Origin of the sequence: Janibacter sp. GS2, from assembly GCF_051200835.1 — a bacterium.
Lineage (GTDB): Bacteria > Actinomycetota > Actinomycetes > Actinomycetales > Dermatophilaceae > Janibacter.
In genome coordinates, this window is the sequence record NZ_CP195161.1 from 1,687,305 (window position 1) to 1,712,997 (window position 25,693).

Genomic DNA, 25,693 nt, shown 5'->3' on the forward strand with positions numbered 1-25,693 from the left:
CGACCCGAGAGGGTCGAGTCGAAGGAGTCGAGAGACATGATCGAGGAAGCCCTGCTCGAAGCCGAGGAGAAGATGGAGAAGGCCGTCGAGGTGGCCAAGGAGAGCTTCGGAGGGATCCGTACCGGACGGGTCAACCCGGGCCTGTTCAGCAAGGTCATGGTCGACTACTACGGCGCCCCGACCCCGCTGCAGCAGCTCGCCTCCTTCCAGTCGCCCGAGGCCCGCACGCTCCTCATCGCCCCGTACGACCAGTCCTCGCTGCAGGCGATCGAGGGTGCGCTGCGTGAGTCCGACCTCGGTGCCAACCCGAGCAACGACGGGTCGACGATCCGCATCACCATGCCGGAGCTCACCGCGGAGCGGCGCAAGGAGTACATCAAGCTCGCGCACACGCAGGGCGAGGACGCGAAGGTCTCCGTACGCCACGTGCGTCGGCACGCGAAGGACACCATCGACAAGCTCGTCAAGGACGGCGATGTCGGTGAGGACGAGGGCAACCGCGGGGAGAAGGAGCTCGACGCGCTGACGAAGAAGTACGCCGACACCATCGACTCCCTCGTGAAGTCCAAGGAAGCCGAGCTCTCCGAGGTCTGACGTGCCCGAGTCCGACTTCGTGACCCGTCGCGCCATCCGGTCGGCCACGCCGGCCCCCGCCGGGCCGTCCAGCCGCGCGGGCCGGAACCTGCCCGTGGCCATCGGCACGGGGGTCTTCCTCGGCGCGCTGGCGATCGGTCTGCTCCTGCTCCACCCGGTCGGCTTCCTCGCGCTCATCTGCGTGGCAGTGGTCGTCGCGGTGTGGGAGATGCGCCAGGCGCTGGCCGAAGGGGGGCTGTACGCCCCCTTCGTCCCCGTGGCCGTGGGCGCGGTGAGCATGACCGTCGCCGGGTACCTCCGCGGTGCCGAGGCACTCGTCTTCGCGGCCACCCTGACGATCATCGCCATCCTCATCTGGCGCGTCGCCGACGGCCTGACCGGGGCGCTGCGGGACGTCGGGGCCGGGGCCCTCGTGCTGCTCTACCCGTGCTTCCTCGTCGGCTTCGCCGCGCTGATGCTCGCCGAGCCGCAGGGCCGGTGGCGGATCTTCGTCTTCATCCTCATCACCGTCTTCTCCGACATCGGTGGCTACGCCGTCGGAGTGCTCCTCGGCAAGCACCCGATGGCGCCGAAGCTCTCGCCGAAGAAGTCGTGGGAGGGCTTCGCCGGGTCGGTCGTCAGCTGTGCGCTCGTCGCCGGCATCACGATCCCGCTCGTCTTCGACGGCGGGCTCTGGTGGCAGGGCGCGGTCCTCGGGGCGCTCATCGCGCCGGTCGCGACGATCGGTGACCTCATCGAGTCGAGTCTCAAGCGCAATCTCGGCATCAAGGACATGTCCAACATCCTCCCCGGCCACGGTGGGCTGATGGACCGGCTCGACTCGCTCGTGCTCGTCGTGCCCCTGGCGTGGTTTGCGCTGCGGATCATCGCCCCGTACTGACCTGCTTGGCGGGCCTGAGACACTGAGGGGGATGACCGACCTGCCCACGCCCTCGACCGCGCCCCCCGTGCCCGGCCAGCTGACGATGACCGCGCCCCGGCGCGGCAAGCCGCCGCGCCACCTCGCCGACCTCGACCTCGCCGGACGGGTCGAGGTGGCCAAGGAGCTCGGCCTGCCCGGATTCCGCGCCAAGCAGCTCTCGACGCACTACTTCGCCCACCACACCGACGATCCCGCGGCGATGACCGACCTGCCGAAGGGGGGCCGCGACGAGCTCGTCTCCGCGCTGCTGCCGCGACTGCTCACCCCGGTGCGCACGATCTCCGCCGACCAGGGGGCGACGCTGAAGTCCGTCTGGCGCCTGCACGACGGTGCGACCGTGGAGTCGGTGCTCATGCGCTACCCGCGGCGGGCGACGATCTGCATCTCCAGCCAGGCCGGTTGCGGCATGAACTGCCCCTTCTGCGCCACCGGCCAGGCGGGCCTGACGCGCAACATGTCGACCGCCGAGATCGTCGGCCAGGTCGTGGCCGCCAACCGGATGCTCGCCGAGGCGAGTGACCTCTCCGCCCCGCACGAGGGTGGAGCCGAGCTCGGGGACGAGGCCGACGAAGGGGAGTCGCTCCCGGCGTCCGGTGGTCACCGGGTGACCAATGTCGTCTTCATGGGCATGGGTGAGGCGCTGGCCAACTACTCGGCCGCCATCGGCGCCATCCGCCGGATGGTCGACCCGGCTCCCGAGGGACTCGGGATGAGCGCGCGCGGGATCACGATGTCCTCGGTCGGGCTCGTCACCGGCATCGACCGGCTCACCCGGGAGGGCATCCCGGTGACGCTCGCGCTGTCGCTGCACGCCCCCGACGACGAGCTGCGTGACGAGCTGGTGCCGATCAACACCCGCTTCAAGGTCGACGAGGCGATCGACGCCGCCCACCGGTACTACCTCGCGACGGGCCGACGCGTGAGCATCGAGTACGCGATGATCCGCGACATCAATGACCAGGCCTGGCGTGCCGACCTGCTCGCCGAGAAGCTCACCGCCCGCGGCAAGGGCTGGGTGCACATCAACCCGATCCCGCTCAATCCGACGCCCGGGTCGAAGTGGACCGCCTCGCGACCCGGCGTCGAGCAGCAGTTCGTCGAGCGGCTGCGCGCGCACGGCATCCCCACGACGGTGCGCGACACCCGCGGCAGCGACATCGACGGCGCCTGCGGCCAGCTCGCGGCGACGACGGCGTGAGCGGGCGACCCCCGAGCGACCTCGGGCGAGAGGTCGTCCTGACCCTCAACGGCCCCGACCGCCGGGGCATCGTCCACGCGGTTACCGGCGCGATGGTCGGGCTCGACCTGAACATCCTCGACAGCCAGCAGTTCGGCGACCCGTCGACGGGGGAGTTCCACCTGCGGATGCACCTCGGCGGCTCCACGCCGATCGACGCGGTGGCGCTCGAGGCGGCCCGGACGCGCCTGGCGACCGAGCTCCGGGTGGATGTCGACGTCCACGACCCGCACGAGCCGCACCGGCTGCTGATCATGGTCTCCCGTCAGGGGCACGTGCTCAACGACCTGCTCTTCCGGGTGCGTACCGGCCAGCTCAACGTCGAGGTCCCGGCCGTGGTGTCCAACCACGAGGACTTCCGCGCCGAGGTCGAGTGGCACGGCATCCCCTTCCACCACGTCCCGGTGACGAAGGAGAACAAGTCGCAGGCAGAGGCTCGACTGCGGGAGATCATCGAGACCGAGCGCGTCGAGACCATCGCCCTGGCCAGGTACATGCAGGTGCTCTCGGAGGACGTCTGCGGTGACTTCCCGGGGCGGATCATCAACATCCACCACTCGCTGCTGCCCTCCTTCAAGGGCGCGCGCCCCTACCAGCAGGCCCACGAGCGGGGTGTGAAGGTCATCGGTGCCACCGCGCACTACGTCACCGCGGACCTCGACGAGGGACCGATCATCGAGCAGGACTTCCGCCGGGTCGACCACCGGATGAGCCCCACGCAGCTCGCCGCCACCGGCGCCGAGCTCGAGGCGATGGCCTTCGCCCGGGCTCTGCGCTGGCACGTCGAGCGCCGGGTCGTCCTGCGCGGTCGGCGCACCATCGTCTTCGACTAGGGGACACCCCTTCGCCCGCCCTCGCCCCACCCGGATACGAACTACTGCAGGCAGTACTTGGTATGCCCAGCAGTAGCTCGAGCTACTGCTGACGCGACGAACTACTGCCTGCAGTAGTTCGTCGCGCCAGGCCGGCCCACCGCCTCAGAGGTGGTTCTCGGCCTCGGTGAGCACGGAGCGCAACCGCTGCTCGATGTCGTCGAACTCGCTCTGGCCGATGGTCAGCGGGGGAGCGAGCTGCACGACCGGGTCACCGCGGTCGTCGGCGCGGCAGTACAGACCGGCGTCGAAGAGTGCCCTGGACAGGAAGCCGCGGAGCATCGACTCGGACTCGGCCTCGGTGAAGGTCTCCCGGGTCGTCTTGTCCTTGACCAGCTCGATCCCGTAGAAGTAGCCCTCGCCGCGCACGTCGCCGACGAGCGGCAGGTCGAGGAGACGCTCGAGGGTCTTGCGGAACCTCGGGGCGTTCTCCTTGACGTGGTCGTTCAGGCCCTCGCGCTCGAAGATGTCGAGGTTGGCCAGGGCCACCGCGGAGCTGACCGGGTGGCCGCCGAAGGTGTACCCGTGGAGGAAGGAGCTGGTCCCCTTCTTGTACGGCTCGAAGAGCCGGTCGCTCGCGATCATCGCGCCGAGCGGGGAGTAGCCGGAGGTCATCCCCTTCGCGCAGGTGATGATGTCGGGCACGTACCCGAAGTCGGTGCACGCGAACATCGACCCGATCCGGCCGAAGGCGCAGATCACCTCGTCGGAGACGAGCAGCACGTCGTACTCGTCGCAGATCTCGCGCACCCGCTCGAAGTACCCCGGCGGCGGCGGGAAGCACCCGCCGGCGTTCTGCACCGGCTCGAGGAAGACGGCGGCGACGGTCTCCGGACCCTCGAACTCGATCGCCTCGGCGATGCGGTCGGCGGCCCACCGGCCGAAGGCCTTCGGGTCGTCGCGCAGGTCCTCGCTGGCGCGGTAGATGTTGGTGTTGGGCACCTTGTGGGCTCCGGGCACGAGGGGCTCGAAGTCGGCCTTCATCGGCGGGATGCCGGTGATCGACAGGGCACCGTGCGGGGTGCCGTGGTAGGCCACCGCGCGTGAGATGACCTTGGTCTTGTGCGGCTTGCCGGTCATCTTGAAGTACTGCTTGGCCAGCTTCCACGCCGACTCCACGGCCTCGCCGCCGCCGGTGGTGAAGAAGACCCGGTTGAGGTCGCCGGGCGCGCCCATGGCCAGGCGCTCGGCCAGCTCGATGGCGGCCGGGTGGGCGTAGGACCACAGCGGGAAGAAGGCGAGCTTCTCGGACTGCTTCAGCGCCGCCTCGGCGAGCTCGGTGCGGCCGTGCCCGACCTGGACGACGAAGAGGCCGGAGAGCCCGTCGATGTACTCACGACCGGCACTGTCCCAGATCTTGTGCCCCTCTCCGCGCACGATGATGGGCACCTCGCCGCCGTCCTCGTAGACCGAGTGGCGACTGAAGTGCATCCACAGGTGGTCCCGGGCGGCGTCCTGCAGGTCGGTCCCGAGGGCGGTGGTGGTCGGGTGGTTGGTCATCTGGTCCCCCAGTTGTAGTGCTGCTTGTTCAGCTTGAGATAGACGAAGGTCTCGGTGCCCCGGACGCCGGGCAGGCTGCGGACCCGGTCGGTCAGCAGTGACAACAGGTCGTCGTCGTCCTCGCACACGACCTCCGCGAGGATGTCGAAGCTTCCCGCCGTGGTCACGACGTAGGAGACCTCCGGGAGCGCCGCCAACGCGTCACCGACGGGAGTGATGTCCCCGTCGACCGAGATGCCGATCATCGCCTGACGACGAAATCCCACCTGGAGGGGATCCGTGACGGCGACGATCTGCATGACGTCGGCATCGAGGAGTCGTTGCACCCGCTGGCGCACCGCGGCCTCGGACAGTCCGACGGCTCGGCCGATCGCGGCATAGGACTGACGACCGTCCTCCTGCAGGTGCTCGATGATCTGCTTGCTCACCTGGTCGAGGCGGACGGCGTCGCGTGGGGTCGACTCGGTCACCCGCCCATAGTGGCGTCATCACGTCGGCAGCGCAAACCCGAGGCAACGGATTTCGCATCTACTTCGCCAGTCAACACTCGGAATCGAATGAAATGTTCCAGGGCACTGTTGATATGGCCCGTGCATGGGTATGGTCGGCGTCACACCCGATCTTCCGTACGTAAGGACACTGTCGTGACAGAGCCCCGCACCCTTCGCAACTTCGTCGGTGGCGAGTACGTCGACTCCGCCGCAGACGAGCGCCTGGACGTCATCGACCCCTCGACCGGCAGGCGCGTCGCGACCGCGCCGATCAGCACGGCCGAGGACATCGATCGCGCCTACTCCTCCGCCTCGACGGCCTTCAAGGAGTGGGGGGCGACCACCCCCGGTGAGCGACAGGCGGCGCTGCTGAAGTTCGCGGACGCCATCGAGGCCCGCGCCGAGGAGTTCGTCCACCTCGAGGCGCAGAACACGGGCAAGCCCTTCGCGCTCACCGCCTCGGAGGAGGTGCCGGTGATGTGCGACCAGCTGCGCTTCTTCGCCGGGGCCGCGCGCATCCTCGAAGGCAAGTCCGCCGGCGAGTACATGAAGGGCCTGGAGAGTTGGGTCCGTCGCGAGCCGATCGGTGTCGTCGGCCAGGTGACCCCGTGGAACTACCCGATGATGATGGCCGCGTGGAAGATCGGTCCGGCCCTCGCCGCCGGCAACTCGATCGTCCTCAAGCCGAGCGACACCACCCCGGAGACGACCCTGCTCATGGCGGAGATCGCCAGCGAGTTCTTCCCGGCGGGCACCTTCAACGTCGTCGCCGGCGACCGGGGGACCGGCCGGGCCCTCGTCGAGCACCCCACTCCCGCCCTCGTCGCGATCACCGGCTCCGTCCGCGCGGGCCTCGAGGTCGCGGCCTCGGCAGCGAAGGACCTCAAGCGCGCCCACCTCGAGCTCGGTGGCAAGGCTCCCGTCGTCGTCTTCGACGACGCCGACATCGAGGCGGCCGTCGCCGGGATCGGCGAGGCGGGCTACTTCAACGCCGGCCAGGACTGCACCGCCGCGACCCGGGTCCTCGTCGCCCCGCGGATCCACGACGACTTCGTCGCCGCGCTGGCCGAGTTCGCGAAGAACGACGCCAAGGTCGGCCTGCCCGACGACGCGGATGCCCTCCTCGGCCCGGTGAACAACGCCAACCAGCTGGACAAGGTCACCGGGTTCCTCAACCGGCTGCCCGACCACGCGACCCTTGCCGCCGGTGGGAGCCGTCTCACCGAGATGGGCGAGGGCTACTACCTCTCGCCCGCCGTCGTCTCGGGTCTGCGCCAGGAGGACGAGGCGATCCAGCAGGAGATCTTCGGTCCGGTCATCACCGTGCAGAAGTTCACCGACGAGGACCAGGCCGTCGCCTGGGCCAACGGCGTCGAGTACGGCCTCGCCTCCTCGGTGTGGACGAAGGACTTCGGCCGGGCCATGCGGATGAGTCGCCGGCTGGACTTCGGCTGCGTCTGGATCAACACCCACATCCCCCTCGTGGCCGAGATGCCGCACGGCGGTTTCAAGAAGTCCGGCTACGGCAAGGACCTGTCCATGTACGGCTTCGAGGACTACACCCGCGTCAAGCACATCATGGCCAACATCGAGAGCTGACCCAGCGCGCGCCCCTCCCCACTCCTGCTCACCCAAGCGAGGTCCCACCATGGACCGGTCCCGGTACCCGACCGACCCCCGGACGACGGCACTCGTGCGTGCGGCGCGCGCCTCGGCGCGCAGTCGTTCCTCCGCCGGCTCGCTCAGCCGCCGTTCCCTCCTGGGAGCCGGTGCGCTGGGTCTGGGGGCGGGTGCGCTCGGAGCGTGCGCCCCTCCGGACCCGCCGGAAGGGGGTGGGGCCGCCGAGGTCGACCTGCCCGAGGACCGCTCGGACACCGAGAAGACCGTGCGGTGGGCCAACTGGACCGCCTACCTCGACATGGACGACGCCGGGAAGCGCTACCCGAGCCTCGAGGCCTTCGAGAAGGAGTCGGGCCTGACGGTCTCCTACACCGAGGACATCGAGGACAACGACAGCTACTTCAACAAGATCGCTCCGCAGCTGCGCGCCGGCCAGGACATCAAGCGCGACATCTTCACGTTCACCGACTGGATGGCCAACCGGATCATCCGGGAGGGGCTGTGCCAACCGCTCGACCTGCTGCGGATGCCCAATGCCACCCACCTGCTCGAGCCGCTCAAGGACGTCTCCTTCGACCCCGGCCGCACGCACTCGTTGACCTGGCAGTCCGGGTTCGCCGGCATCGGCTACCACAAGAAGAAGGTCGGTCGGGAGCTGAAGAGTCTCGACGACCTGTGGGCGGACGACCTCAAGGGGCGGATCTCGGTGCTGAGCGAGTTCCGCGACACCCTCGGCCTGATCATGCTCGACCAGGGCGTCGACCCCTCGGGAGACTTCACCGCGACGCAGTTCGAGGCGGCGATCGCCGAGGTCGACCGGCGCCTCTCCGACGGGTACATCCGCAGGATCAAGGGCAACAGCTACCTCAACGACCTCAAGAGCGGCAATGCCGTCGCCGGGATCGTCTGGTCCGGTGACCTCTTCATCCTGCGCGCGGAGACCGAGGACGACGACTGGGAGTTCGTCATCCCCGAGAGCGGCGGGATGCTGTGGAGCGACAACCTCATGGTCCCGATCACGAGTCACCACAAGCGCAACGCGCAGGAACTGATGAATCACTACTACGACCCCAAGGTCGCTGCCGAGGTTGCCGCCTGGGTCAACTACATCTGCCCGGTCGAGGGCGCCCGGGCGGAGATGGAGAAGATCGATCCGGAGCTCGCCGAGTCCCCCTTCATCTTCCCGGGCGAGGACTACATCGCCGACCACAACATCAAGGGCTTCCGCGCCCTGTCCGCCACGGAGGACGCCGACTACAGCGCGGCCTGGGCCAAGGCGGTGGGCAACTGATGGGCCTGTTCGCCAGGGGCACGGGGGGCGCCGGTGGTGTCCGGGAGGCGAAGGGGGACCTGCGCCTCGAGTCGGTGACGAAGAGCTTCGGGAACTTCACCGCGGTCGACGACCTCACGCTGCACGTGCCCCGCGGAGGCTTCTTCGCCCTGCTCGGCCCCTCGGGCTGCGGCAAGACGACGACCTTGCGGATGGTCGCCGGTCTGGAGCAGCCGAGCGCGGGGCGGCTGCTCATCGGCGACGCCGACCTCACGGGGTCGCGCCCCTACGAGCGCCCGGTCAACACCGTCTTCCAGAGCTACGCACTCTTCCCGCACCTGAGTGTCCGCGACAACGTCGCCTTCGGCCCCAAGCGTCGTGGGCTCGCTGATGCCGGGACGCTGGCGGACGAGACGCTCGAGCTCGTCCAGATGACCCACTTCGCCGGCCGTCGCCCGGGCCAGCTCTCCGGTGGCCAGCAGCAGCGCGTGGCCCTCGCCCGCGCGCTCGTCAACCGACCCGAGGTGCTCCTGCTCGACGAGCCGCTCGGTGCCCTCGACCTGAAGCTGCGTCGCCAGATGCAGGTGGAGCTCAAGCGGATCCAGACCGAGGTCGGGCTGACCTTCATCCACGTCACCCACGACCAGGAGGAGGCCATGACGATGGCCGACACGGTCGCGGTGATGAATGCCGGGAGGATCGAGCAGATGGGGGCCCCCGAGGCGCTCTACGACCTCCCGGGTACCGCCTTCGTCGCCGGCTTCGTCGGGCAGTCCAACCTCGTGCCCGCGAGGATCACCGGTTCCGACGGGGACCACCTCGTCCTCGACGCGGCGGGCACGCGCGTGCGGGTACCCCGCGAGCGCGCCGCGGTCACGTCCGGGGATGTCCTCTTCGGCGTGCGACCCGAGAAGGTCACCCTCGACGCGGGCCCGTCCGGCGACCCGGCCTCCGGCGGGGTCACGGCCACGGTCCTCGACGTCTCCTTCACCGGCGTCGCCACCCAGTACCTCGTCACCGTCCCCTCGGGGGGCCAGTGGACGGTCTACGAGCAGAACCTCGACGTCGAGCCCCGTCGCACCCGGCCGGGTGACGAGGTGTCGCTCTCCTGGAACCCGGCCCACACCTTCGTCGTCGCGGCGGACGGGATCCCGGAAGGAGCCGAGGGCAAGGCCTTCATCGCCACTGCCGAGGCCACGTCATGACGGACACGGAGCCCGATGTCATCGACGCCCGGCGCAGCCGGCGGTGGGCGTACCTGCTCCTGCTGCCCGGCATGGCCTGGCTGGTGATCTTCTTCGTCGTCCCGGTCGTCCAGCTGTTCACCGTGTCCCTGCAGAGCGACTACCCCGGTTTCCCCGGGTACTACTACCGGGACCTCAACGTCGGGAACTACGTCGACGCGCTCGTCGAGTTCTGGCCCCACATGGTCCGCTCGCTGGTCTTCGGCGCGCTCGCGACCTTCTTCGCCTTCCTCCTCGCCTATCCGCTGGCCTACGCGATGGCCTTCAAGGCGGGCAAGTGGCGCGGGGTGATGCTCATCAGCGTCATCGCCCCCTTCTTCACGTCCTTCATCCTGCGGACCATCGCCTGGCGGCAGATCCTCTCCGACGACGGGCCGGTCGTCTCGGTGCTCTCGACCCTGCACGTCCTCCCCGGCGAGCGGATCACCGAGACGTGGATCGCCGTCGTCGCCGGCCTGACCTACAACTTCCTGCCCTTCATGGTGCTGCCGATCTACGCCTCCCTGGAGCGGGCGGACCCGCGGGTCATCGAGGCCGGGGGAGACCTCTACTCCAACGGCCTGACGACCTTCGCCCGGGTGACCCTGCCGATGTCGATGCCGGGCGTCCTCGCCGGGACGCTGCTGACCTTCATCCCCGCCTCGGGCGACTACGTCAACGCCGAGCTGCTCGGCTCCGACCGGAGCACGAAGATGGTCGGCAACGTCATCGAGAGCCAGTTCTTCCGGGTGCCCGGCGGGTTCGACACGGCCGCCGCGCTGAGCTTCACGCTGATGGCGATGATCCTCGTGCTCGTCTTCGTGTACGTGCGCCGCTTCGGCACGGAGGAGTTGGTGTAGATGCGTGCTGCGCTGCGTGTCCCCCTGCGCTGGATCGGCGATCGCTTCGCGATGATCGCCGCGCTCCTCGTGCTCTTCTACCTCTTCCTGCCCGTGCTCTACACCCTGATCTTCAGCTTCAACGACTACCGCAAGTCCAACATCGTCTGGAACTCCAACGCCGGCCCGACCCTCAAGCACTGGACCAACCCGTGCGGTGCGCCGGGCATCTGCGAGTCGCTGGCGACCTCGCTGCAGGTCGCGATCCTGGCGACGCTCGTCGCCTCGGTCCTCGGCACGATGATCGCCTTCGCGCTCGTGCGGCACCGCTTCCGCGGCCGGGCGGCCGGCAACATGCTCGTCTTCGTCCCGATGGCGACCCCGGAGATCGTGCTCGGCGCGAGCCTGCTGACGATCTTCGTCCAGGGGTTCTCGCGCTTCGGTCTGCAGCTGGGCTTCGTGACGATCGTCTTCGCCCACATCATGTTCTGCCTGAGCTTCGTCGTCGTGACCATCCGGGCCCGGTTGCAGAGCCTCGACCCCCGCATCGAGGAGGCCGCGCAGGACCTCTACGCCGACCCGGTGGGCACCTTCCTGCGGGTGACGCTGCCGCTGATCATGCCCGGCGTCCTCGGGGCCGCGATGCTCGCCTTCAGCCTGAGCTTCGACGACTTCATCATCACCAACTTCGTCTCGGGCGACACCAACACCTTCCCGAAGTTCGTCTACGTCAGCTACCTGCGGGGGATCCCCGCGCAGGCCAATGTCATCGGCTTCTCGCTCTTCGCCATCGCCGTGCTGCTCGTGGTCATCGGGCAACGGCTGGCGACGAGCCGGACCTCTCGATAGTCACGAAGGAGATCACCGTGCGAGTTCTCATGATCGGCGCCGGAGGCGTCGGCGACGCCGCGGCCAAGATCGCGGCCGAGCGCGACTTCTACGACACCTGGGTGGTGGCGGACTACTCCCTGGAGCGCGCCGAGGCGACGGTGGCCGCCGCCCGGGAACGACGGGGGGATGCTCCCTTCCTCGCGGCGCAGGTCGACGCCTCGGACAGGGCAGCCGTGACCGCGCTGGCCCGCGAGCACGCCGCCACCCACGTCTTCAACGCCGTCGACCCGCGCTTCGTCATGGCGATCTTCGACGGGGCGCTCGCCGCCGGAGCCGACTACCTGGACATGGCGATGTCCCTGTCGACCCCGCACCCGGAGCGTCCGCACGAGCTCCCGGGGGTCAAGCTCGGTGACTGCCAGCTCGCCGCAGCGGGGGAGTGGGAGCGGGCCGGGCGGCTGGCCCTGCTCGGGATCGGTGTCGAGCCCGGGCTCTCGGACGTCTTCGCGCGCCACGCCGCGGACACGCTCTTCGACGAGATCGATGAGCTCGCGACGAAGGACGGCGCCAACCTCGTGGTGCGCGACGAGGCCGGCAAGGAGGTCTTCGCGCCCGGCTTCTCGATGTGGACGATCATCGAGGAGTGCCTCAACCCCCCGGTGGTGTGGGAGCGCGATCGCGCCGGGGGAGACGTCGAGGCGGGCTTCATCACCCTGCCGCCCTTCGCCGAGCCGGAGGTGTTCGACTTCCCGGAGGGGATCGGGCCGGTCGAGTGCGTGCACGTCGAGCACGAGGAGGTCCTCCTCATGCCGCGCTGGGTGGATGCGGGGCGGGTGAGCTTCAAGTACGGACTCGGCGAGGAGATGATCGCCATGCTGCGGGTGCTCCACGAGCTCGGCCTCGACGCCACGGAGCCGGTCGACGTCAAGGGGGTGTCGGTGAGCCCCCGGGACGTCGTCGCCGCCGTGCTGCCGGACCCGGCGAGCATCGGTCCGCGGATGACCGGCAAGACCTGTGCCGGTGTCCTCGTCACGGGGACGAAGGGCGGCCGGCCGCGGGCGGTGTACCTCTACCACGTCGCCGACAACGAGACCTCGGTCCGTGAGTACGACGCCCAGGCCGTGGTCTGGCAGACCGCCCTCAACCCGGTGATCGCCCTCGAGCTCCTGGGCACGGGCCGGTGGTCGGGGACGGGGGTCAAGGGCCCGGAGGCCTTCGACGCGGCCCCCTTCCTCGAGCTGCTGGCGGCCGACCGGCCGCAGGGGTACGGGTCACCGTGGGGGATGGAGGAGCGGGACCCGGCCTCGCCCCTGCGCACCGGCTGAGCGCAGTCAGCCCTGGCCGGAGGTCGCCAGCTCGCGCCGGCGATGTGCCCTCGGGTGTTCCCGCAGGAGGGAGGACGTCGCCGGACGCTCCCACGGTGAGCGTCGACAGACGGCAGCCGGGCGCAGCTCGGGCAGCTGCACGGGGCCCGGCAGCGACGCCGTCGCGACCGCACGCGTGAGCGCGGGCCGGGGCAGGGCGGGTGCCGTCGCGGGCGCCACACGGACGGGAGCCGCCGTGCGGGTCGCGGGGGCGCGGAGCCTCCGGTCGGCGATCCACCGGTCCACGTCGACGATGATCCGCAGCATGAGGCCGCCGGCGATCATCCCGCCGAGCAGGTCCGTCGGCCAGTGGTACCCGAGGTAGAAGGCGACGACGATCGCGTTGACGGTGATCAGGCCGACGAGCCAGCTGAGCCGCTTGCGGATGCGCATGTCCGGTCCGGCGTAGGTGCGCAGCAGGTAGGCGGCGGCGCCGTACATCAGGACCGCCTCGGCGGCGTGGCCCGACGGGTAGGCGATGCCGTACCACCCGTGCTCGATGGCCCCTCCCTGCCAGAAGGCCCCCTCACCGGCGGCCGGTGCGGTACGCCCGAGCAGGAGCTTCATCCCGCCGATCCCGCCGTAGAAGGCGGCCTCGGCCGCGACGACGATGATCACCGGGTGCCACGTGCGTCGGCGCCAGGCGATGACGACGGCGACGGCGACGAGGATGGGCAGGCAGACGGCCTGGCCGGCCACGGCATTGGGGACGGAGTCGAGGAAGGTGGTCCAGTTGGGCGTGTACTTCTTGGCCCAGTAGCCCTGCAGGGCAGCGTCCAAAGGCTGGAGGGGGCCGGCCGCGAGGACGGTCACGATGATGAGCGCACCAGCAAGAACGGGTGCGCTCGTGATGCGCGACGATGTGAGGGCCACGCTTCAGGTGTAACGAAGTTTCCTGACAACGGGCTGTGAGGTGCCCGGACCGGTCCGTGGCCCCACGTGGTCACGCGCGGATCAGGGGGCAGCCAGCTCCGCCCGTACGGCGGCCGCGAAGGCGTCGACATCGCTCTCGGTCGTGTCCCAGGCGCACATCCACCGGACCTGCCCGGTGCTCTCGTCCCAGAAGTAGAAGCGGAAGCGCTGCATGAGCCGCTCGCTGACCTCGCGCGGGAGGATCGGGAAGACCGCATTGGCCTCGACCTCGGTGACCAGGCGCACCCCGTCGATGTCGGCGACCGCGTCGGCGAGGCGGCGGGCCATGCCATTGGCGTGCTCGGCATTGCGCCGCCACAGGTCCCCCTCGAAGAGGGCGAGGAGCTGCGCGGAGACGAAGCGCATCTTGCTCGCCAGCTGCATCGACTGCTTGCGCAGGAAGGTCGCGCCGGCCACGCGGTCGGGGGAGAGGACGACGACCGCCTCGGCGAGCATCGCGCCGGCCTTCGTCCCGCCGAGGGAGAGGATGTCCACGCCGGCGTCGGTGGTCAGCTCGCGCAGCCCGACCCCGAGCGCCGCGGCGGCATTGGACAGCCGTGAGCCGTCCAGGTGCAGCACCCACCCGCGCTCGTGGACCAGGTCGGCGATGGCCCGGATCTCGGCACCGGTGTAGACGGTGCCGACCTCCGTGGAGTTGGTGATCGACACGACCCCGATCTGGGCGAAGTGCTCGTCCTCGACCCTCGCCGGGTAGGCCTCGATGAGCTGCGGCGTGAGCTTGCCGTCGGGCGTGTCGATGACGTTGACCTTGAAACCGCCGACCCGTTCGGGGGCAGCCGCTTCGTCGACGTGGATGTGGGCGCTGCTCGTGGTGAGCACCGATGCCCAGCGTGGGGTGGCCGCCTGCAGCGCCAGGACGTTGGCGCCCGTGCCGTTGAAGACCGGGTAGACCATCGCCTGCCTCCCGAAGACCTCGGTGAGGACCTCGGTCAGGCGCGCGGTGTAGACGTCCTCGCCGTAGGCGACCTGGTGGCCTCCGTTGGCGGCGACGATCGCCGCGAGCACCTCGGGGTGGATCCCGGCGTAGTTGTCGCTGGCGAAGCCCCGGGTGGACGGGTCGTGGATGGGCGTGAATGCCTCGGTGCTCGTGTCGGTCACGCGGACATCCTGACAGCCTGCGCCCCGTCGACCCGAGCGGCCTCCTCGGCCCGGGGGTCCCGGGTACCGGTGATCCCGCGGGTCGACTCGATCACCGGGGCGAGCTTCTTGCGCAGCGCCTCGTAGAAGACGTTGAGCGGGAACTCGTCGGGCTGGACGAGGTCGGTCAGGCCCTTGGGTGGGCCGTCGAGCGGGAGCCCCTCCGCCCCCTTCGCCCACGCGGAGGCCGGGTGCGGGGCGACGTAGTCGGCGACGAAGGCGTGCGCGGCCATCCAGTGACCGACGCGCGAGCGGTCGATGCCCCTGCGGTAGAGGGACTCGACCTCGTCGGAGAGGGCGACGACCGCGGCCGGGGTGCGCTGCCAGTCGAAGGCCAGCGTGTTGTCCGTCCAGCGCAGGGCGTCGTGCCGGTGCAACCAGGCGAAGAGCAGCTGGCCGCCGAGGCCGTCGTAGTTGCGCACCCGGTCGCCGGTGACGGGGAAGCGGAAGAGCCGGTCGAAGAGGATCGCCAGCTGCACCGACCGGGCGTAGGGGTGGCCCTCCTGCGCCAGCGAGACGCACTGGCGGAAGGTGTTGAGGTCGCAGCGCAGCTCCTCGAGGGCGTACATCCAAAAGGGCATCCGCTGCTTGATCATGAACGGGTCGAAGGGCAGGTCGCCGTGGCTGTGCGTGCGGTCGTGGATGAGGTCCCACATCGCGAAGGTCGACTGGGCGACCGCCTGGGATCCGACGAGTCGCTCGCCCTCCGGCGGCAGGTCCAGACCGAGGGTGTCCGCCGCGGCCGCGCTGACCCGCCGGAAGCGGGCCGCCTCCCGGTCGCAGAAGATCGCGCCCCAGGAGAAGGTCGGCACCTCGCGCACGGCGACGGTCTCGGGGAAGAGCACGGCGGAGTTGGTGTCGTAACCGGGGGTGTGGTCGAGGAAGCGCACCGGCAGGAACATCGGGTTGTCGTAGGTCGCCTCGACGTCGGCGAGCCACTGCGGCCACATGACGTCGAGGAGCACGGCCTCGAAGACCCGGCTCGGGTTGCCGTTCTGGGTGTACATGGGGAAGACGACGAGGTGCACGGCGCCGTCGACCCGGTGGGTGTCGGGACGGAAGGCGAGCAGGCTGTCGAGGAAGTCGGGCACCCCGAAGCCGTCGTCGACCCAGCGCTGCAGGTCCACCGGCAGCGCCGCGAGGTAGTCGGCGTCGTGCGGGAAGTGGGGCGCCAGCTCGGCCAGTCGCCGGGTCAGGCTCGTCACGAGCACCGTCGCGCGGTCGCGGTCGGCGTCCTCGTGCAGCGACCCGTCCGTGGTCTGCATCAGCCGCAGCTCCTCGACGGCGGCCTTGAGTGCCAACCAGGCCTCGCTCCCTTCGAGGCTCGTTCCTCGCACCTCAGGCAGCGTGCTGGTTCGGGCGTGCCCACCGTTGCCCGCCCAGGTGACGAGGTTGACCCACAGCTCCTCGTGGTCGAGCTCGCCGATCGAGTCGTCCCCGACGAGGTCGGAGTCGGCGAGGACGACGACCCGACCACCACCGTGCTCGAGGGTGGCGGCCATCGGCCGACCGGCCGGGTGGGCCGTCGCCGAGGAGCGGGCGAGCACGCGGGCGGCGGGGGCGCCGGAGACGTCGAGGGCGCCGGCACGGTAGAAGCACAGCTCCTCGATGCCGGCCATGACTCCCTGGCCGGGAGTGCGCGCGGTCTCGGCGCGCACCCACGTCGCATTGCCGTGGTGGCGCCGGCCACCGTCGGCGGACTCGTGGACGAGGGTCGAGACGATCTGCACGCCGAAGGGTGCGAGCAGCTCGTTGAGGTTGTTGCCGTGGGCGTCGTGGTCGCACTCGCCGAGGACGACCAGGCCGCCGCCGGCGCCCACGTGGTCGACGACGGCCTCGATCTCGCGGGGGGAGAGGATCGGCGGCAGGTCGCCGGCGACACGCTCGCTGGAGGCGGCCGCGGGGTGGGCGATGACGAGGACGTCGACGTCGGACAGGGCCGCGGGGGTCAGCTCGCCGTCGCAGTGGGCACGGACCTCGGTGCCGCGCTCGCGCAGGAGGGCGACGGACCGCGCCAGGCTGGCGTCACCCGGGTTGGCCGGGTTCATCAGCGCGGCGTGATCGGCATCGAGGGACCACGCGCTGGAGTGGGCCTGGTCGAGGAGGACTCGGGCGAAGGGGGTCACGGTGGCCTCCGGTGGGAGCGGGAAGTTCATCGGCCCCAGCGTCTCAAAACAGGAAGACTTGCGCCAGTTCGGCGCATGGGGAGCGAACTTCACGGGCCCGGGTGACGGTGGCGCTCGGGGCCGGTGCAGGGCGGGCGCCGAGCTGCTCGTGCTGCCGCCGACTTGCTCGTACCGTGTCCCCATGGCCACCGTGACGCAGAAGTCAGCCCTTGAGTACGCACCCAGCCAGCTCTTCATCGGGGGGCGGTGGCGTGACGCCGCCGACTCCGCCACCTTCGCCGTCGCCGACCCGGCGACCGGCAAGACCTTGGTCGAGGTCGCGGACGCCGGGGCCGCCGACGGCGCGGCAGCCCTCGACGCCGCCGCGCAGGCCCAGGCGGGCTGGGCCGCGACCGACCCGCGCGAGCGCTCGGAGATCCTGCGCTCGGCCTTCGAGCTGCTCACCGAGCGTGCCGAGACCTTCGCGATGCTCATGACCCTCGAGATGGGCAAGAACCTGGACGGGTCCCGCGGTGAGGTGACCTACGGCTCCGAGTTCTTCCGCTGGTTCGCCGAGGAGGCGGTGCGCATCCACGGCCGGTACGCCGTCGCGCCCTCCGGCGGCACCCGCCTGATGACGATGAAGCAGCCCGTCGGCCCGGTCTTCGCGATCACTCCGTGGAACTTCCCCCTGGCCATGGGTACCCGCAAGATCGGCCCGGCCATCGCCGCCGGATGCACGACGGTGATCAAGCCCGCCCACGAGACCCCCCTGACGATGCTCGCCCTGGCGAAGGTCCTCGAGGAGGCCGGTCTGCCCGCCGGGGTGCTCAACGTCGTCACGACGACCTCCTCCGGTGAGGTCAGCGAGCCGATCATCCGTGACCCGCGCCTGCGCAAGCTGACCTTCACCGGGTCGACGGCCGTCGGCAAGAAGCTCGTCGAGCAGTCCTCCGAGCAGCTGCTGCGCACGTCGATGGAGCTCGGGGGCAATGCCCCCTTCGTCGTCTTCGAGGATGCGGACCTCGAGCGCGCCGTCGAGGGCGCGATGCTCGCCAAGATGCGCAACATCGGTGAGGCGTGCACGGCCGCCAACCGGTTCATCGTCCACGAGTCCATCGCCGAGGACTTCGCCACGGCGCTCGCCGACCGCATGGGCGCCCTGACGATGGGCAAGGGCACGACGAAGGGAGTCGACGTCGGGCCGCTCATCACCGAGAAGGCCCGCGCCGGCGTCGCCGAGCTCGTCGACGACGCCGTCGAGCAGGGCGCCCGCACCCTCACCGGCGGGGAGGTGCCCTCGGGCAAGGGGTGGTTCTACCCGCCGACCGTCCTGACCGACGTGCCGGCCGGTGCCCGCATGCTCACCGAGGAGATCTTCGGTCCGGTCGCGCCGATCACGACCTTCACGACGGAGGAGGAGGCGATCCGACTGGCCAACTCCACGGAGTACGGCCTCGTCGCGTACGTGTACACCGAGCACACGGCCCGGACCATCCGGATCGCCGAGGCGCTCGAGTTCGGCATGGTCGGCGTCAACCAGGGAGTCGTGTCCAACCCGTCCGCTCCCTTCGGCGGGGTCAAGCACTCCGGCTTCGGCCGCGAGGGCGGCTTCGAGGGGATCGACGAGTACCTGGAGACCAAGTACGTCGGCCTCGCCCTCTGATGCCGCGAGCGGTGCGGTGGGCGCTCCAGCTCATCGTCGGCCTCGCCGTCGTCGTCGGCGGGGTCTGGCTGGCCGTCGGTGGGGACAGCGACGGGAGCAGCGGCTCCGGCGGCGGTGGCAGCACGCAGTCGGCGAGCGCGACGCCCGGCTCGGACAGCACCCCGGAGTCGTCGCTCGCGACCATCCCGCAGTCGCGGCTGCCGACGCAGGGGCAGCGCATGCTCGACCTCATCCGCTCCGAGGGGCCCTTCCCCGACGACCGGGACGGGGTGACCTTCCACAACCGGGAGGGCATCCTCCCTTCGCAGGAGCGTGGGTACTACCGCGAGTACACGGTGCCCACGCCCGGCGAGGACGGTCGCGGGGCCCGGCGCATCGTCGGCGGCGAGGGCGGGGACCGCTACTGGACCGAGGACCACTACGCCAGCTTCCGCCAGATCCAGGAGGGGCGATGATCCACATCGAGGCCGCCGGGGTGGACGGGCTGCTCGCCCGGGCCGCCGCCGGCACCGACCACGTGCACCTCGTCGACGGGGGAGCCGGCCGCGAGGAGACCTACGACCGCTTCGCCGACGCGCTGGCCTTCCCCGAGCACTTCGGCCGCAACCTCGACGCCCTCATGGACTGCCTGCGCGACGTCGCCGACCGTCACGAGGCGCCGTGGACGCTCATCTGGCGTCCCGGCCAGGACGTCGGCCCCACCGCGCCGTCCCTCGACACCGGCAGCGACCCGGGCGTCATCGGCGTCCTCGCCGACCTCGAGCGTGAGTACGCCGGGGTGAGTGTCGTCGTCGCCGACCGCTGATCGCCCACCACGACGAGCAAGGCGCCCGGACGTTGGGATGATGGGCCCGTGACGACACCCACAGACACCCGCATCACCCTCTCGAGAGTCATGTCCCAGGCCGAGGCCAACCTCCTGGGCAATGTGCACGGCGGCAACATCATGAAGATGGTCGACGACACCGCCGGGGTCTCGGCGAACCGCTTCGCCGAGGGCCCCGCGGTCACCGCCTCGATGGACGAGATGGCCTTCGTCAACCCCGTGCGGGTCGGCGACGTGCTCCACGTCAGCGCCCAGGTCAACTGGGCCGGCACCACCTCGCTCGAGGTGGGGGTGCGGGCGGAGGTCGACCGGTGGGACGCCGTGACCGAGCGCGTCCATGTCGCCAGCGCCTACCTCGTCTTCGTGGCGGTGGACGGCGAAGGGGGGACCCGCCAGGTCCCCGAGCTGAGCATCGAGAGCGAGGAGGAGCACCGTCGTCACCGCGAGGCGGGGATCCGTCGCGCGAACCGCCTCGCCCGCCGGGAGGCCATCGACTCCAGCCGCCGGGGCACGAGCGCGGAGGTGCGGGGATGAGCACGCGCGTCACCCTCCTCGGGTCGACCGGATCGATCGGCACCCAGGGACTGCAGGTCATCTCGGCCCACCCCGAGCGATTCGAGGTGGTCGCGATCTCCGGCGGGTCCAACCTCCACCTCCTGGCGCAGCAGGCCGCGCGGTACACCCCGGGTCTCGTCGCCGCGGCGACCGGGAGCGTGGCGGAGCTGGGCTCGGCCATCGCGGACGCATCCCGGCGCGCCGGTGTCACCGGCTACGCCCCGGAGGTGCTCGTCGGCCCCGACGCCGCGACCGAGGTCGCCGGTGCGCCCACCGACGTCGTCCTCAACGGCATCACCGGCGCCATCGGGCTGCGGCCCACGCTGGCCGCGTTGCGGTCGGGCGCCCGCCTGGCCCTGGCCAACAAGGAGTCGCTGATCATCGGCGGACCGCTCGTGCGCGCCGCGGCTGCGCCCGAGCAGATCGTCCCCGTCGACTCCGAGCACTCGGCCATCGCGCAGGCCCTGCGCTCCGGTCGCGCGGACGAGGTGCGCAAGCTCGTCGTCACCGCCAGCGGTGGTCCCTTCCGCGGGATGGACCGGTCCGCGCTGCGCGAGGTCACCCCCGCCGCCGCGCTCAATCACCCGAACTTCGCGATGGGGCGGGTCATCACGACCAACAGCGCCACGTTGGTCAACAAGGGCCTGGAGCTCATCGAGGCCCACCTGCTCTTCGACGTGCCGATGGCGGCGATCGAGGCCGTCGTCCACCCGCAGCAGATCATCCACTCGATGGTCGAGTTCCACGACGGCGCGGTCATCGCCCAGCTCGGCCTGCCGACGATGCTCGCGCCGATCGCCCTGGGGCTGTCCTGGCCGGAGCGGCTCGTCGACGTCGAGACCCCCGTCGACTGGACCCGGGCCGCCGACTGGCGCTTCGAGCCGCTCGACGACGAGGCCTTCCCGGCGGTGCGACTGGCCCAGCAGGTCGGCGCGGCCGGCGGCACGCACCCGGCCGTCTACAACGCGGCCAACGAGGTCGGCGTCGATGCCTTCCACGAGGGGGCGTGCGGCTTCCTCGACATCGTCGACACGATCGCCGCGGTCCTCGAGCGCCATGACCCGGCCGGCTTCGACGCGACGAGCGTCGACGGGGTGCTCGAGGCGGACTCGTGGGGCCGTCGGGAAGCCGCGCAGGTCCTCGGGCTGTCGCGCTCGAACAGCAGGGAGTGAGAACATGAGGGCATGCTCTTCGCCCTCGGGGTCCTGCTCGCCTTCATCGGGATCGCTCTGTCCATCGCGCTGCACGAGGTCGGTCACCTCGTCCCGGCGAAGAAGTTCGGCGTGCGCGTGCCGCAGTACATGGTCGGCTTCGGGCCGACGGTGTGGTCGAGGCGTCGTGGGGAGACCGAGTACGGCGTCAAGGCGATCCCCCTCGGCGGCTACATCCGGATGATCGGGATGTTCCCGCCCGCCAAGGGGCAGGACCCGATGATGACGCGCACCTCGAGCACCGGTCGTGTCGGTCAGCTCATCGACGAGGCCCGTCAGCAGAGCCTCGAGGAGGTCCGCCCCGGTGACGACGGGCGGATGTTCTACCAGCTGCCCGTGTGGAAGCGCGTCGTCATCATGCTCGGCGGCCCGATGATGAACCTCCTCATCGCGCTGGTGCTCTTCACCGGCATCTTCACGCTCAGCGGCGTCGCCGTCACCACGCCCGAGGTCTCTTCGGTGAGCGAGTGCGTCGACATCTCCCGCGCCGGCCAGCAGACCAAGTCCGAGTGCACCGAGGAGATGCCCGTGGCCCCGGCCAACGAGGCCGGCCTCATGCCGGGTGACCGGATCACCGCGGTCAACGGCGCCCCGGTCGAGACCTGGGAGGACGTGCGCACCGGCATCCGCGAGAACCTCGACGAGCCGCTCAGCCTGACCGTCACCCGTGACGGCACGAGTACCCGGCTCCAGGCGGACCCGATCGTCATGAACATGCCCAAGTACGACGAGGACGGTGCCATCGAGCGGGACGCGAAGGGGGAGATGCTCACCGAACGCGCGGGCTTCCTCGGTGCCAGCGGCACGCGCGAGATGCAGAAGCAGCCGATCACCGCCGTTCCCGGACTCTTCGGGGACATGGTGGGCGACACCTACGGGCTGCTCGTGAAGATCCCGCAGAAGCTCGTGGGGGTCGCCGAGGCCGCCTTCGGCAGCGCCGAGCGTGACCCCGAGGGCCCGATGTCGGTCGTCGGCGTCGGCCGCGTCGCCGGTGAGGTGGCCAGCTCGGACGTCTTCGGTGACACGACGGACAAGGCCATCCTCCTGCTGTCCCTCCTCGGCTCGCTCAACCTCGTCCTCTTCGCCTTCAACACCATCCCGTTGCTCCCGCTCGACGGCGGCCACGTCGCCGGCGCCCTGTGGGAGGGCGTGAAGAAGGGCTGGGCCAAGGCGCGCGGCCTGCCGGACCCCGGCCCGGTCGACGTCGCCAAGGCACTGCCCCTGGCCTACGGGGTCGCGCTCGCCTTCATCGCGATGACGCTCCTGCTCGTCTACGCGGACGTCGTCAAGCCGATCCGCCTCACCTGACGCACACCCCCGCACAGCGCCCGCTCAGGCAGGAGGCCGCATAATGGGGGTATGAGCGTCTCCCTGGGAATGCCGAAGGCCCCTGCACCCGTCCTGGCGCCGCGCCGCCCGACCCGCCAGATCAAGGTCGGCTCCGTGGGTGTGGGCAGCCAGAGCCCGATCTCGGTGCAGTCGATGACCACGACCGTGACCTCGGACGTCAACGCGACCCTCCAGCAGATCGCCGAGCTGACGGCCGCCGGGTGCGACATCGTGCGCGTCGCGTGCCCCAGCACCGACGACGCCGAGGCCCTCCCGCAGATCGCCCAGCACAGCCAGATCCCGGTCATCGCCGACATCCACTTCCAGCCGAAGTACGTCTTCGCGGCGATCGAGGCCGGCTGCGCAGCCGTGCGCGTCAACCCGGGCAACATCCGCAAGTTCGACGACCAGATCAAGGAGATCGCCCGGGCCGCCAAGGACCACGGCACCTCGATCCGGATCGGCGTCAACGCCGGCAGCCTCGACAAGCGCCTGCTCGAGAAGTACGGCAAGGCCACCCCGGAGGCGCTCGTCGAGTCGGCGGTGTGGGAGGCCAGCCTCTTCGAGGAGCACGACTTCCACGACTTCAAGATCTCGGTCAAGCACAACGACCCCGTGACGATGGTGCGCGCCTACGAGCTGCTCGCCGAGGCGGGGGACTGGCCCCTGCACCTCGGCGTCACCGAGGCCGGACCGGCCTTCCAGGGCACGATCAAGTCCGCGACCGCCTTCGGCGCGCTGCTCTCGCGCGGTATCGGTGACACGATCCGCGTCTCCCTCTCCGCCCCACCGGTCGAGGAGATCAAGGTCGGCCAGCAGATCCTGCAGAGCCTGGGCCTGCGCCCGCGCAAGCTCGAGATCGTCTCCTGCCCCAGCTGCGGCCGCGCCCAGGTCGACGTCTACGAGCTGGCTGACAAGGTGACCGCCGGCCTCGAGGGCATGACCGTCCCCCTGCGCGTCGCCGTGATGGGGTGTGTCGTCAACGGTCCGGGCGAGGCGCGTGAGGCCGACCTCGGGGTGGCCTCCGGCAACGGCAAGGGCCAGATCTTCGTCAAGGGGGAGGTCATCAAGACCGTTCCCGAGGCGCAGATCGTCGAGACCCTCATCGAGGAGGCCATGCGGATGGCCGAGGAGATGGGCGAGGTCGACGCCGACGAGGAGCAGGGCGCGAGCGTCACGGTGGGCTGACCCGCGAGGAGGCCACCCCCCTTCGTCCCCGACGGCGGCGACGCCTCACTAGGCTGTGGGGGTGCTGCGCACCCGCCAACCCACGAGGATCCTGGGTGTCGACGATGTCGACGACGCTCTCGACCTGTGTGCGCGCGACCCCGCGGCCCACGTCTTCGTCGCCAGCCGCATCCTCGACGGCGGGCTCGGGTACGGCTCGACCGCCGCGCACGGCTGGTTCTCTCAGGGCCGACTCGAGGCCTTCGTGTGGACCCTCGCCAATGTCGTCCCCGTCGGGACGGACGTCGTCAGCTGGGGCCCACTGGCCGCCCAGGTCCACAAGGTCCGACGGCGCTGCGCCTCCTTCCTGGGACCCCGCGAGGAGGTCCTCGGCCTGTGGAGCGAGACCGGCACGACCTTCCCCAACCCGCGCTCGCTGCGCTCCGAGCAGCCGCTGATGGCCACCCGGACCCCACCGTCACGGCTGGGTTTCGCCATCGACGAACGCGTGCGGCGCGCCACCCTCGACGAGGTCGACCTCGTCCTGCCGGCGGCGGAGCACATGTTCACCCACGAGATCGGCTACCGCCCCTACACCGGCAGCGTGGCCTTCTACCGCGACTCCATCCGGCGGCTGATCGTCCAGGGGCGCACCTATGTCGTCATCGAGGGCCGCCGGGTGGTCTTCAAGGCCGACATCGGGTCGGTGGCCCTCGACACCTGCCAGATCCAGGGCGTGTGGCTCGCCCCCGAGCTGCGCGGGCAGGGGTTGGCCGCCGGGTTCATGGCCTCGGTGGTGGAGCAGGCGATGGCCGACCACGCCCCCCTCGCCACGCTCTACGTCAACGACTTCAACGTCGCCGCGATGGCGACCTACGAGCGCATCGGGATGGAGCGGGTCGGCACCTTCGCCACGATCCTCTTCTGATCAGAGGGTGAAGACGACCTTGCCGACGAGGTCACCGGAGTCCATCGCCGCGAAACCCTCGCGCGCCGACTCCAGGGGCAGGGTGCGGTCGATGAGCGGGCGGGTGCCCGATGAGTCCAGCAACCGCACGAGATCACCGAGCTCGTCGCGGGTGCCCATCGTCGAGCCGATGACGCTCAGCTGGAGGAAGAAGATCCGGGTCAGCTGGGCGTCGTCGGGCTGGGGTCCGGAGGTGTGGCCCGAGATGACGAGCCGACCGCCGGGGCGAAGGGAGCGGATCGAGTGGTCCCACGTGGCCCGCCCGACGGTCTCCATGACGGCGTCGACCTTCTGCGGCAGGCGCTCGCCCACGTCGAAGACGGCGTGGGCACCGAGGTCGAGCGCCCGTGCCTTCTTCTCCTCGCTGCGCGAGGTCGCGAGCACGCGCACGCCGGCTGCCCGGCCCAGGGTGATCAGCGCGGTGGCCACGCCACCACCGACGCCCTGGACGAGCACCGTCTCGCCCGGGCGGACGCCGCCACGGACGAAGAGCATGCGGTAGGCGGTGAGCCAGGCCGTGGGCAGGCACGCGGCCTCCTCCATGGACAGACCCGCCGGCTTGGGGATGACGTTGCGCGTGGGCACGACGACCGTCTCGGCGAAGGTGCCCTGGTGCCGCTCGGACAGGAGCGAGCGCTTCGGGTCGGTCGTCTCGTCGCTGCCGGTGAACCCCGGGTCGGAGATCACCGCGTGGACGAGGACCTCGGTGCCGTCCTCGTCGACGCCCGCGGCGTCGCACCCGAGGATCATCGGCAGCTTGTCCTGTCCGAGGCCGACCCCCTTGAGCGACCACAGGTCGTGGTGGTTGAGGGCGGTGGCCTTGACCGTGACCCTGGTCCACCCGTCCGGCACCTCGGGCTCCGGGCGGTCGCCGACGACGAGGCCGGCCAGCGGGTCGTCCGGGTTGAGGCTGTCTGCGTACACGGCGCGCATGGGTGCGCTCCTCTCGGTCGGGGCCAGTGCCTGCCACTGTGCCAGTCCCGGCGGCTGGGGGCAGGCCGGTGCCGCCGATCGGGATAGCGTGGCGACGCACC

Annotated in this window: 24 protein-coding genes; 18 read left to right on the forward strand and 6 right to left on the reverse strand. The window is 70.4% G+C overall.

All coding sequences use genetic code 11. From position 1 onward, the window contains the following. The first annotated feature begins 36 nt into the window (after window positions 1–36). The 4 genes from frr to purU are packed head-to-tail and all read left to right on the forward strand — an operon-like array spanning window position 37 to window position 3,586. Window positions 37–594, forward strand: coding sequence for a ribosome recycling factor (gene frr, locus ACR9E9_RS08245; protein ID WP_435203511.1), 558 nt, complete (start codon window positions 37–39; stop codon window positions 592–594). A gap of 1 nt (window position 595) precedes the next feature. After that, window positions 596–1,474: a phosphatidate cytidylyltransferase gene (locus tag ACR9E9_RS08250; protein WP_435203513.1), complete on the forward strand. Its 879-nt coding sequence runs from the start codon at window positions 596–598 to the stop codon at window positions 1,472–1,474. A 31-nt stretch (window positions 1,475–1,505) separates the two neighbouring features. After that, on the forward strand, window positions 1,506–2,714 hold the full coding sequence (gene rlmN / locus ACR9E9_RS08255) for a 23S rRNA (adenine(2503)-C(2))-methyltransferase RlmN (protein ID WP_435203515.1): 1,209 nt from the start codon (window positions 1,506–1,508) through the stop codon (window positions 2,712–2,714). After that, window positions 2,711–3,586, forward strand: coding sequence for a formyltetrahydrofolate deformylase (purU, locus tag ACR9E9_RS08260; protein WP_435203517.1), 876 nt, complete (start codon window positions 2,711–2,713; stop codon window positions 3,584–3,586). Before rlmN ends, purU begins: the two co-directional genes overlap by 4 nt. 144 nt (window positions 3,587–3,730) lie before the next feature. Here the strand turns inward: purU and ACR9E9_RS08265 are convergent, their stop codons facing one another. After that, window positions 3,731–5,125, reverse strand: coding sequence for an aspartate aminotransferase family protein (locus tag ACR9E9_RS08265; RefSeq protein ID WP_435203519.1), 1,395 nt, complete (start codon window positions 5,123–5,125; stop codon window positions 3,731–3,733). Continuing rightward, a complete protein-coding gene (locus tag ACR9E9_RS08270; RefSeq protein WP_435203521.1) occupies window positions 5,122–5,595 on the reverse strand; it encodes an Lrp/AsnC family transcriptional regulator in 474 nt (157 codons plus the stop codon). The genes ACR9E9_RS08265 and ACR9E9_RS08270 overlap by 4 nt, the downstream gene beginning before the upstream one ends. 174 nt (window positions 5,596–5,769) lie before the next feature. On the opposite strand from ACR9E9_RS08270, the gene ACR9E9_RS08275 reads away from it, so the two are divergent. From ACR9E9_RS08275 to ACR9E9_RS08300, 6 genes are read left to right on the forward strand one after another with little or no spacing between them, the layout of a single operon-like run. Further along, window positions 5,770–7,215: a gamma-aminobutyraldehyde dehydrogenase gene (locus ACR9E9_RS08275; protein ID WP_435203524.1), complete on the forward strand. Its 1,446-nt coding sequence runs from the start codon at window positions 5,770–5,772 to the stop codon at window positions 7,213–7,215. 49 nt (window positions 7,216–7,264) lie between these two features. After that, window positions 7,265–8,527, forward strand: coding sequence for an ABC transporter substrate-binding protein (locus tag ACR9E9_RS08280; RefSeq protein ID WP_435203526.1), 1,263 nt, complete (start codon window positions 7,265–7,267; stop codon window positions 8,525–8,527). Continuing rightward, window positions 8,527–9,711 (forward strand): ABC transporter ATP-binding protein, encoded by a 1,185-nt coding sequence (locus tag ACR9E9_RS08285; protein ID WP_435203528.1) that lies wholly within the window; start codon window positions 8,527–8,529, stop codon window positions 9,709–9,711. Before ACR9E9_RS08280 ends, ACR9E9_RS08285 begins: the two co-directional genes overlap by 1 nt. Continuing rightward, window positions 9,708–10,589, forward strand: a complete 882-nt coding sequence (locus ACR9E9_RS08290) for an ABC transporter permease (RefSeq protein WP_435203530.1) — start codon at window positions 9,708–9,710, stop codon at window positions 10,587–10,589. The genes ACR9E9_RS08285 and ACR9E9_RS08290 overlap by 4 nt, the downstream gene beginning before the upstream one ends. Continuing rightward, complete coding sequence (locus tag ACR9E9_RS08295; RefSeq protein WP_435203532.1) at window positions 10,590–11,417, forward strand: ABC transporter permease; 828 nt, start codon at window positions 10,590–10,592, stop codon at window positions 11,415–11,417. Between the two features lie 17 nt (window positions 11,418–11,434). After that, a complete protein-coding gene (locus ACR9E9_RS08300; RefSeq protein ID WP_435203534.1) occupies window positions 11,435–12,724 on the forward strand; it encodes a saccharopine dehydrogenase family protein in 1,290 nt (429 codons plus the stop codon). Between the two features lie 6 nt (window positions 12,725–12,730). Here ACR9E9_RS08300 and ACR9E9_RS08305 read toward each other — a convergent pair whose 3' ends face one another. The 3 genes from ACR9E9_RS08305 to ACR9E9_RS08315 form a co-directional block, all read right to left on the reverse strand. Beyond that, window positions 12,731–13,636, reverse strand: a complete 906-nt coding sequence (locus tag ACR9E9_RS08305) for a phosphatase PAP2 family protein (protein WP_435203536.1) — start codon at window positions 13,634–13,636, stop codon at window positions 12,731–12,733. Between the two features lie 81 nt (window positions 13,637–13,717). Then, a complete protein-coding gene (locus ACR9E9_RS08310; protein ID WP_435203538.1) occupies window positions 13,718–14,794 on the reverse strand; it encodes a threonine aldolase family protein in 1,077 nt (358 codons plus the stop codon). Beyond that, window positions 14,791–16,989 carry a DUF6421 family protein gene (locus tag ACR9E9_RS08315; RefSeq protein WP_435203541.1) on the reverse strand — a complete coding sequence of 733 codons (2,199 nt, stop codon included), beginning with the start codon at window positions 16,987–16,989 and terminating at the stop codon, window positions 14,791–14,793. Before ACR9E9_RS08315 ends, ACR9E9_RS08310 begins: the two co-directional genes overlap by 4 nt. 151 nt (window positions 16,990–17,140) lie before the next feature. On the opposite strand from ACR9E9_RS08315, the gene ACR9E9_RS08320 reads away from it, so the two are divergent. The 8 genes from ACR9E9_RS08320 (at window position 17,141) to ACR9E9_RS08355 (ending at window position 24,620) form a co-directional block, all read left to right on the forward strand. After that, window positions 17,141–18,604, forward strand: a complete 1,464-nt coding sequence (locus tag ACR9E9_RS08320) for an NAD-dependent succinate-semialdehyde dehydrogenase (protein WP_435203543.1) — start codon at window positions 17,141–17,143, stop codon at window positions 18,602–18,604. A gap of 11 nt (window positions 18,605–18,615) precedes the next feature. After that, a complete protein-coding gene (locus ACR9E9_RS08325; RefSeq protein WP_435203545.1) occupies window positions 18,616–19,059 on the forward strand; it encodes a ribonuclease domain-containing protein in 444 nt (147 codons plus the stop codon). Beyond that, on the forward strand, window positions 19,056–19,409 hold the full coding sequence (locus tag ACR9E9_RS08330; RefSeq protein ID WP_435203547.1) for a barstar family protein: 354 nt from the start codon (window positions 19,056–19,058) through the stop codon (window positions 19,407–19,409). Before ACR9E9_RS08325 ends, ACR9E9_RS08330 begins: the two co-directional genes overlap by 4 nt. Before the next feature lie 48 nt (window positions 19,410–19,457). Continuing rightward, window positions 19,458–19,964: an acyl-CoA thioesterase gene (locus ACR9E9_RS08335; protein ID WP_435198012.1), complete on the forward strand. Its 507-nt coding sequence runs from the start codon at window positions 19,458–19,460 to the stop codon at window positions 19,962–19,964. Then, window positions 19,961–21,157, forward strand: coding sequence for a 1-deoxy-D-xylulose-5-phosphate reductoisomerase (gene dxr / locus ACR9E9_RS08340; protein ID WP_435198013.1), 1,197 nt, complete (start codon window positions 19,961–19,963; stop codon window positions 21,155–21,157). The genes ACR9E9_RS08335 and dxr overlap by 4 nt, the downstream gene beginning before the upstream one ends. Window positions 21,158–21,169: 12 nt before the next feature. Continuing rightward, a complete protein-coding gene (locus ACR9E9_RS08345) occupies window positions 21,170–22,504 on the forward strand; it encodes a M50 family metallopeptidase (protein ID WP_435198014.1) in 1,335 nt (444 codons plus the stop codon). Window positions 22,505–22,555: 51 nt separating this feature from the next. Further along, window positions 22,556–23,713, forward strand: coding sequence for a flavodoxin-dependent (E)-4-hydroxy-3-methylbut-2-enyl-diphosphate synthase (gene ispG / locus ACR9E9_RS08350; protein ID WP_435198015.1), 1,158 nt, complete (start codon window positions 22,556–22,558; stop codon window positions 23,711–23,713). 61 nt (window positions 23,714–23,774) lie between these two features. Beyond that, window positions 23,775–24,620, forward strand: coding sequence for a GNAT family N-acetyltransferase (locus ACR9E9_RS08355; protein ID WP_435198016.1), 846 nt, complete (start codon window positions 23,775–23,777; stop codon window positions 24,618–24,620). On the opposite strand, the gene ACR9E9_RS08360 is transcribed toward ACR9E9_RS08355, so the two are convergent. Further along, complete coding sequence (locus tag ACR9E9_RS08360; protein WP_435198017.1) at window positions 24,621–25,592, reverse strand: zinc-binding dehydrogenase; 972 nt, start codon at window positions 25,590–25,592, stop codon at window positions 24,621–24,623. Window positions 25,593–25,693 lie beyond the last annotated feature (101 nt).

Coding starts and splice junctions, on each gene's coding strand:
- frr (WP_435203511.1), top strand. CDS start 37: ATGATCGAGGAAGCCCTGCTCGAAGCCGAGGAGAAGATGGAGAAGGCC.
- rlmN (WP_435203515.1), top strand. CDS start 1,506: ATGACCGACCTGCCCACGCCCTCGACCGCGCCCCCCGTGCCCGGCCAG.
- ACR9E9_RS08265 (WP_435203519.1), bottom strand. CDS start 5,125: ATGACCAACCACCCGACCACCACCGCCCTCGGGACCGACCTGCAGGAC.
- ACR9E9_RS08280 (WP_435203526.1), top strand. CDS start 7,265: ATGGACCGGTCCCGGTACCCGACCGACCCCCGGACGACGGCACTCGTG.
- ACR9E9_RS08285 (WP_435203528.1), top strand. CDS start 8,527: ATGGGCCTGTTCGCCAGGGGCACGGGGGGCGCCGGTGGTGTCCGGGAG.
- ACR9E9_RS08290 (WP_435203530.1), top strand. CDS start 9,708: ATGACGGACACGGAGCCCGATGTCATCGACGCCCGGCGCAGCCGGCGG.
- ACR9E9_RS08295 (WP_435203532.1), top strand. CDS start 10,590: ATGCGTGCTGCGCTGCGTGTCCCCCTGCGCTGGATCGGCGATCGCTTC.
- ACR9E9_RS08315 (WP_435203541.1), bottom strand. CDS start 16,989: ATGAACTTCCCGCTCCCACCGGAGGCCACCGTGACCCCCTTCGCCCGA.
- ACR9E9_RS08320 (WP_435203543.1), top strand. CDS start 17,141: ATGGCCACCGTGACGCAGAAGTCAGCCCTTGAGTACGCACCCAGCCAG.
- ACR9E9_RS08330 (WP_435203547.1), top strand. CDS start 19,056: ATGATCCACATCGAGGCCGCCGGGGTGGACGGGCTGCTCGCCCGGGCC.
- dxr (WP_435198013.1), top strand. CDS start 19,961: ATGAGCACGCGCGTCACCCTCCTCGGGTCGACCGGATCGATCGGCACC.
- ACR9E9_RS08345 (WP_435198014.1), top strand. CDS start 21,170: ATGCTCTTCGCCCTCGGGGTCCTGCTCGCCTTCATCGGGATCGCTCTG.
- ispG (WP_435198015.1), top strand. CDS start 22,556: ATGAGCGTCTCCCTGGGAATGCCGAAGGCCCCTGCACCCGTCCTGGCG.
- ACR9E9_RS08360 (WP_435198017.1), bottom strand. CDS start 25,592: ATGCGCGCCGTGTACGCAGACAGCCTCAACCCGGACGACCCGCTGGCC.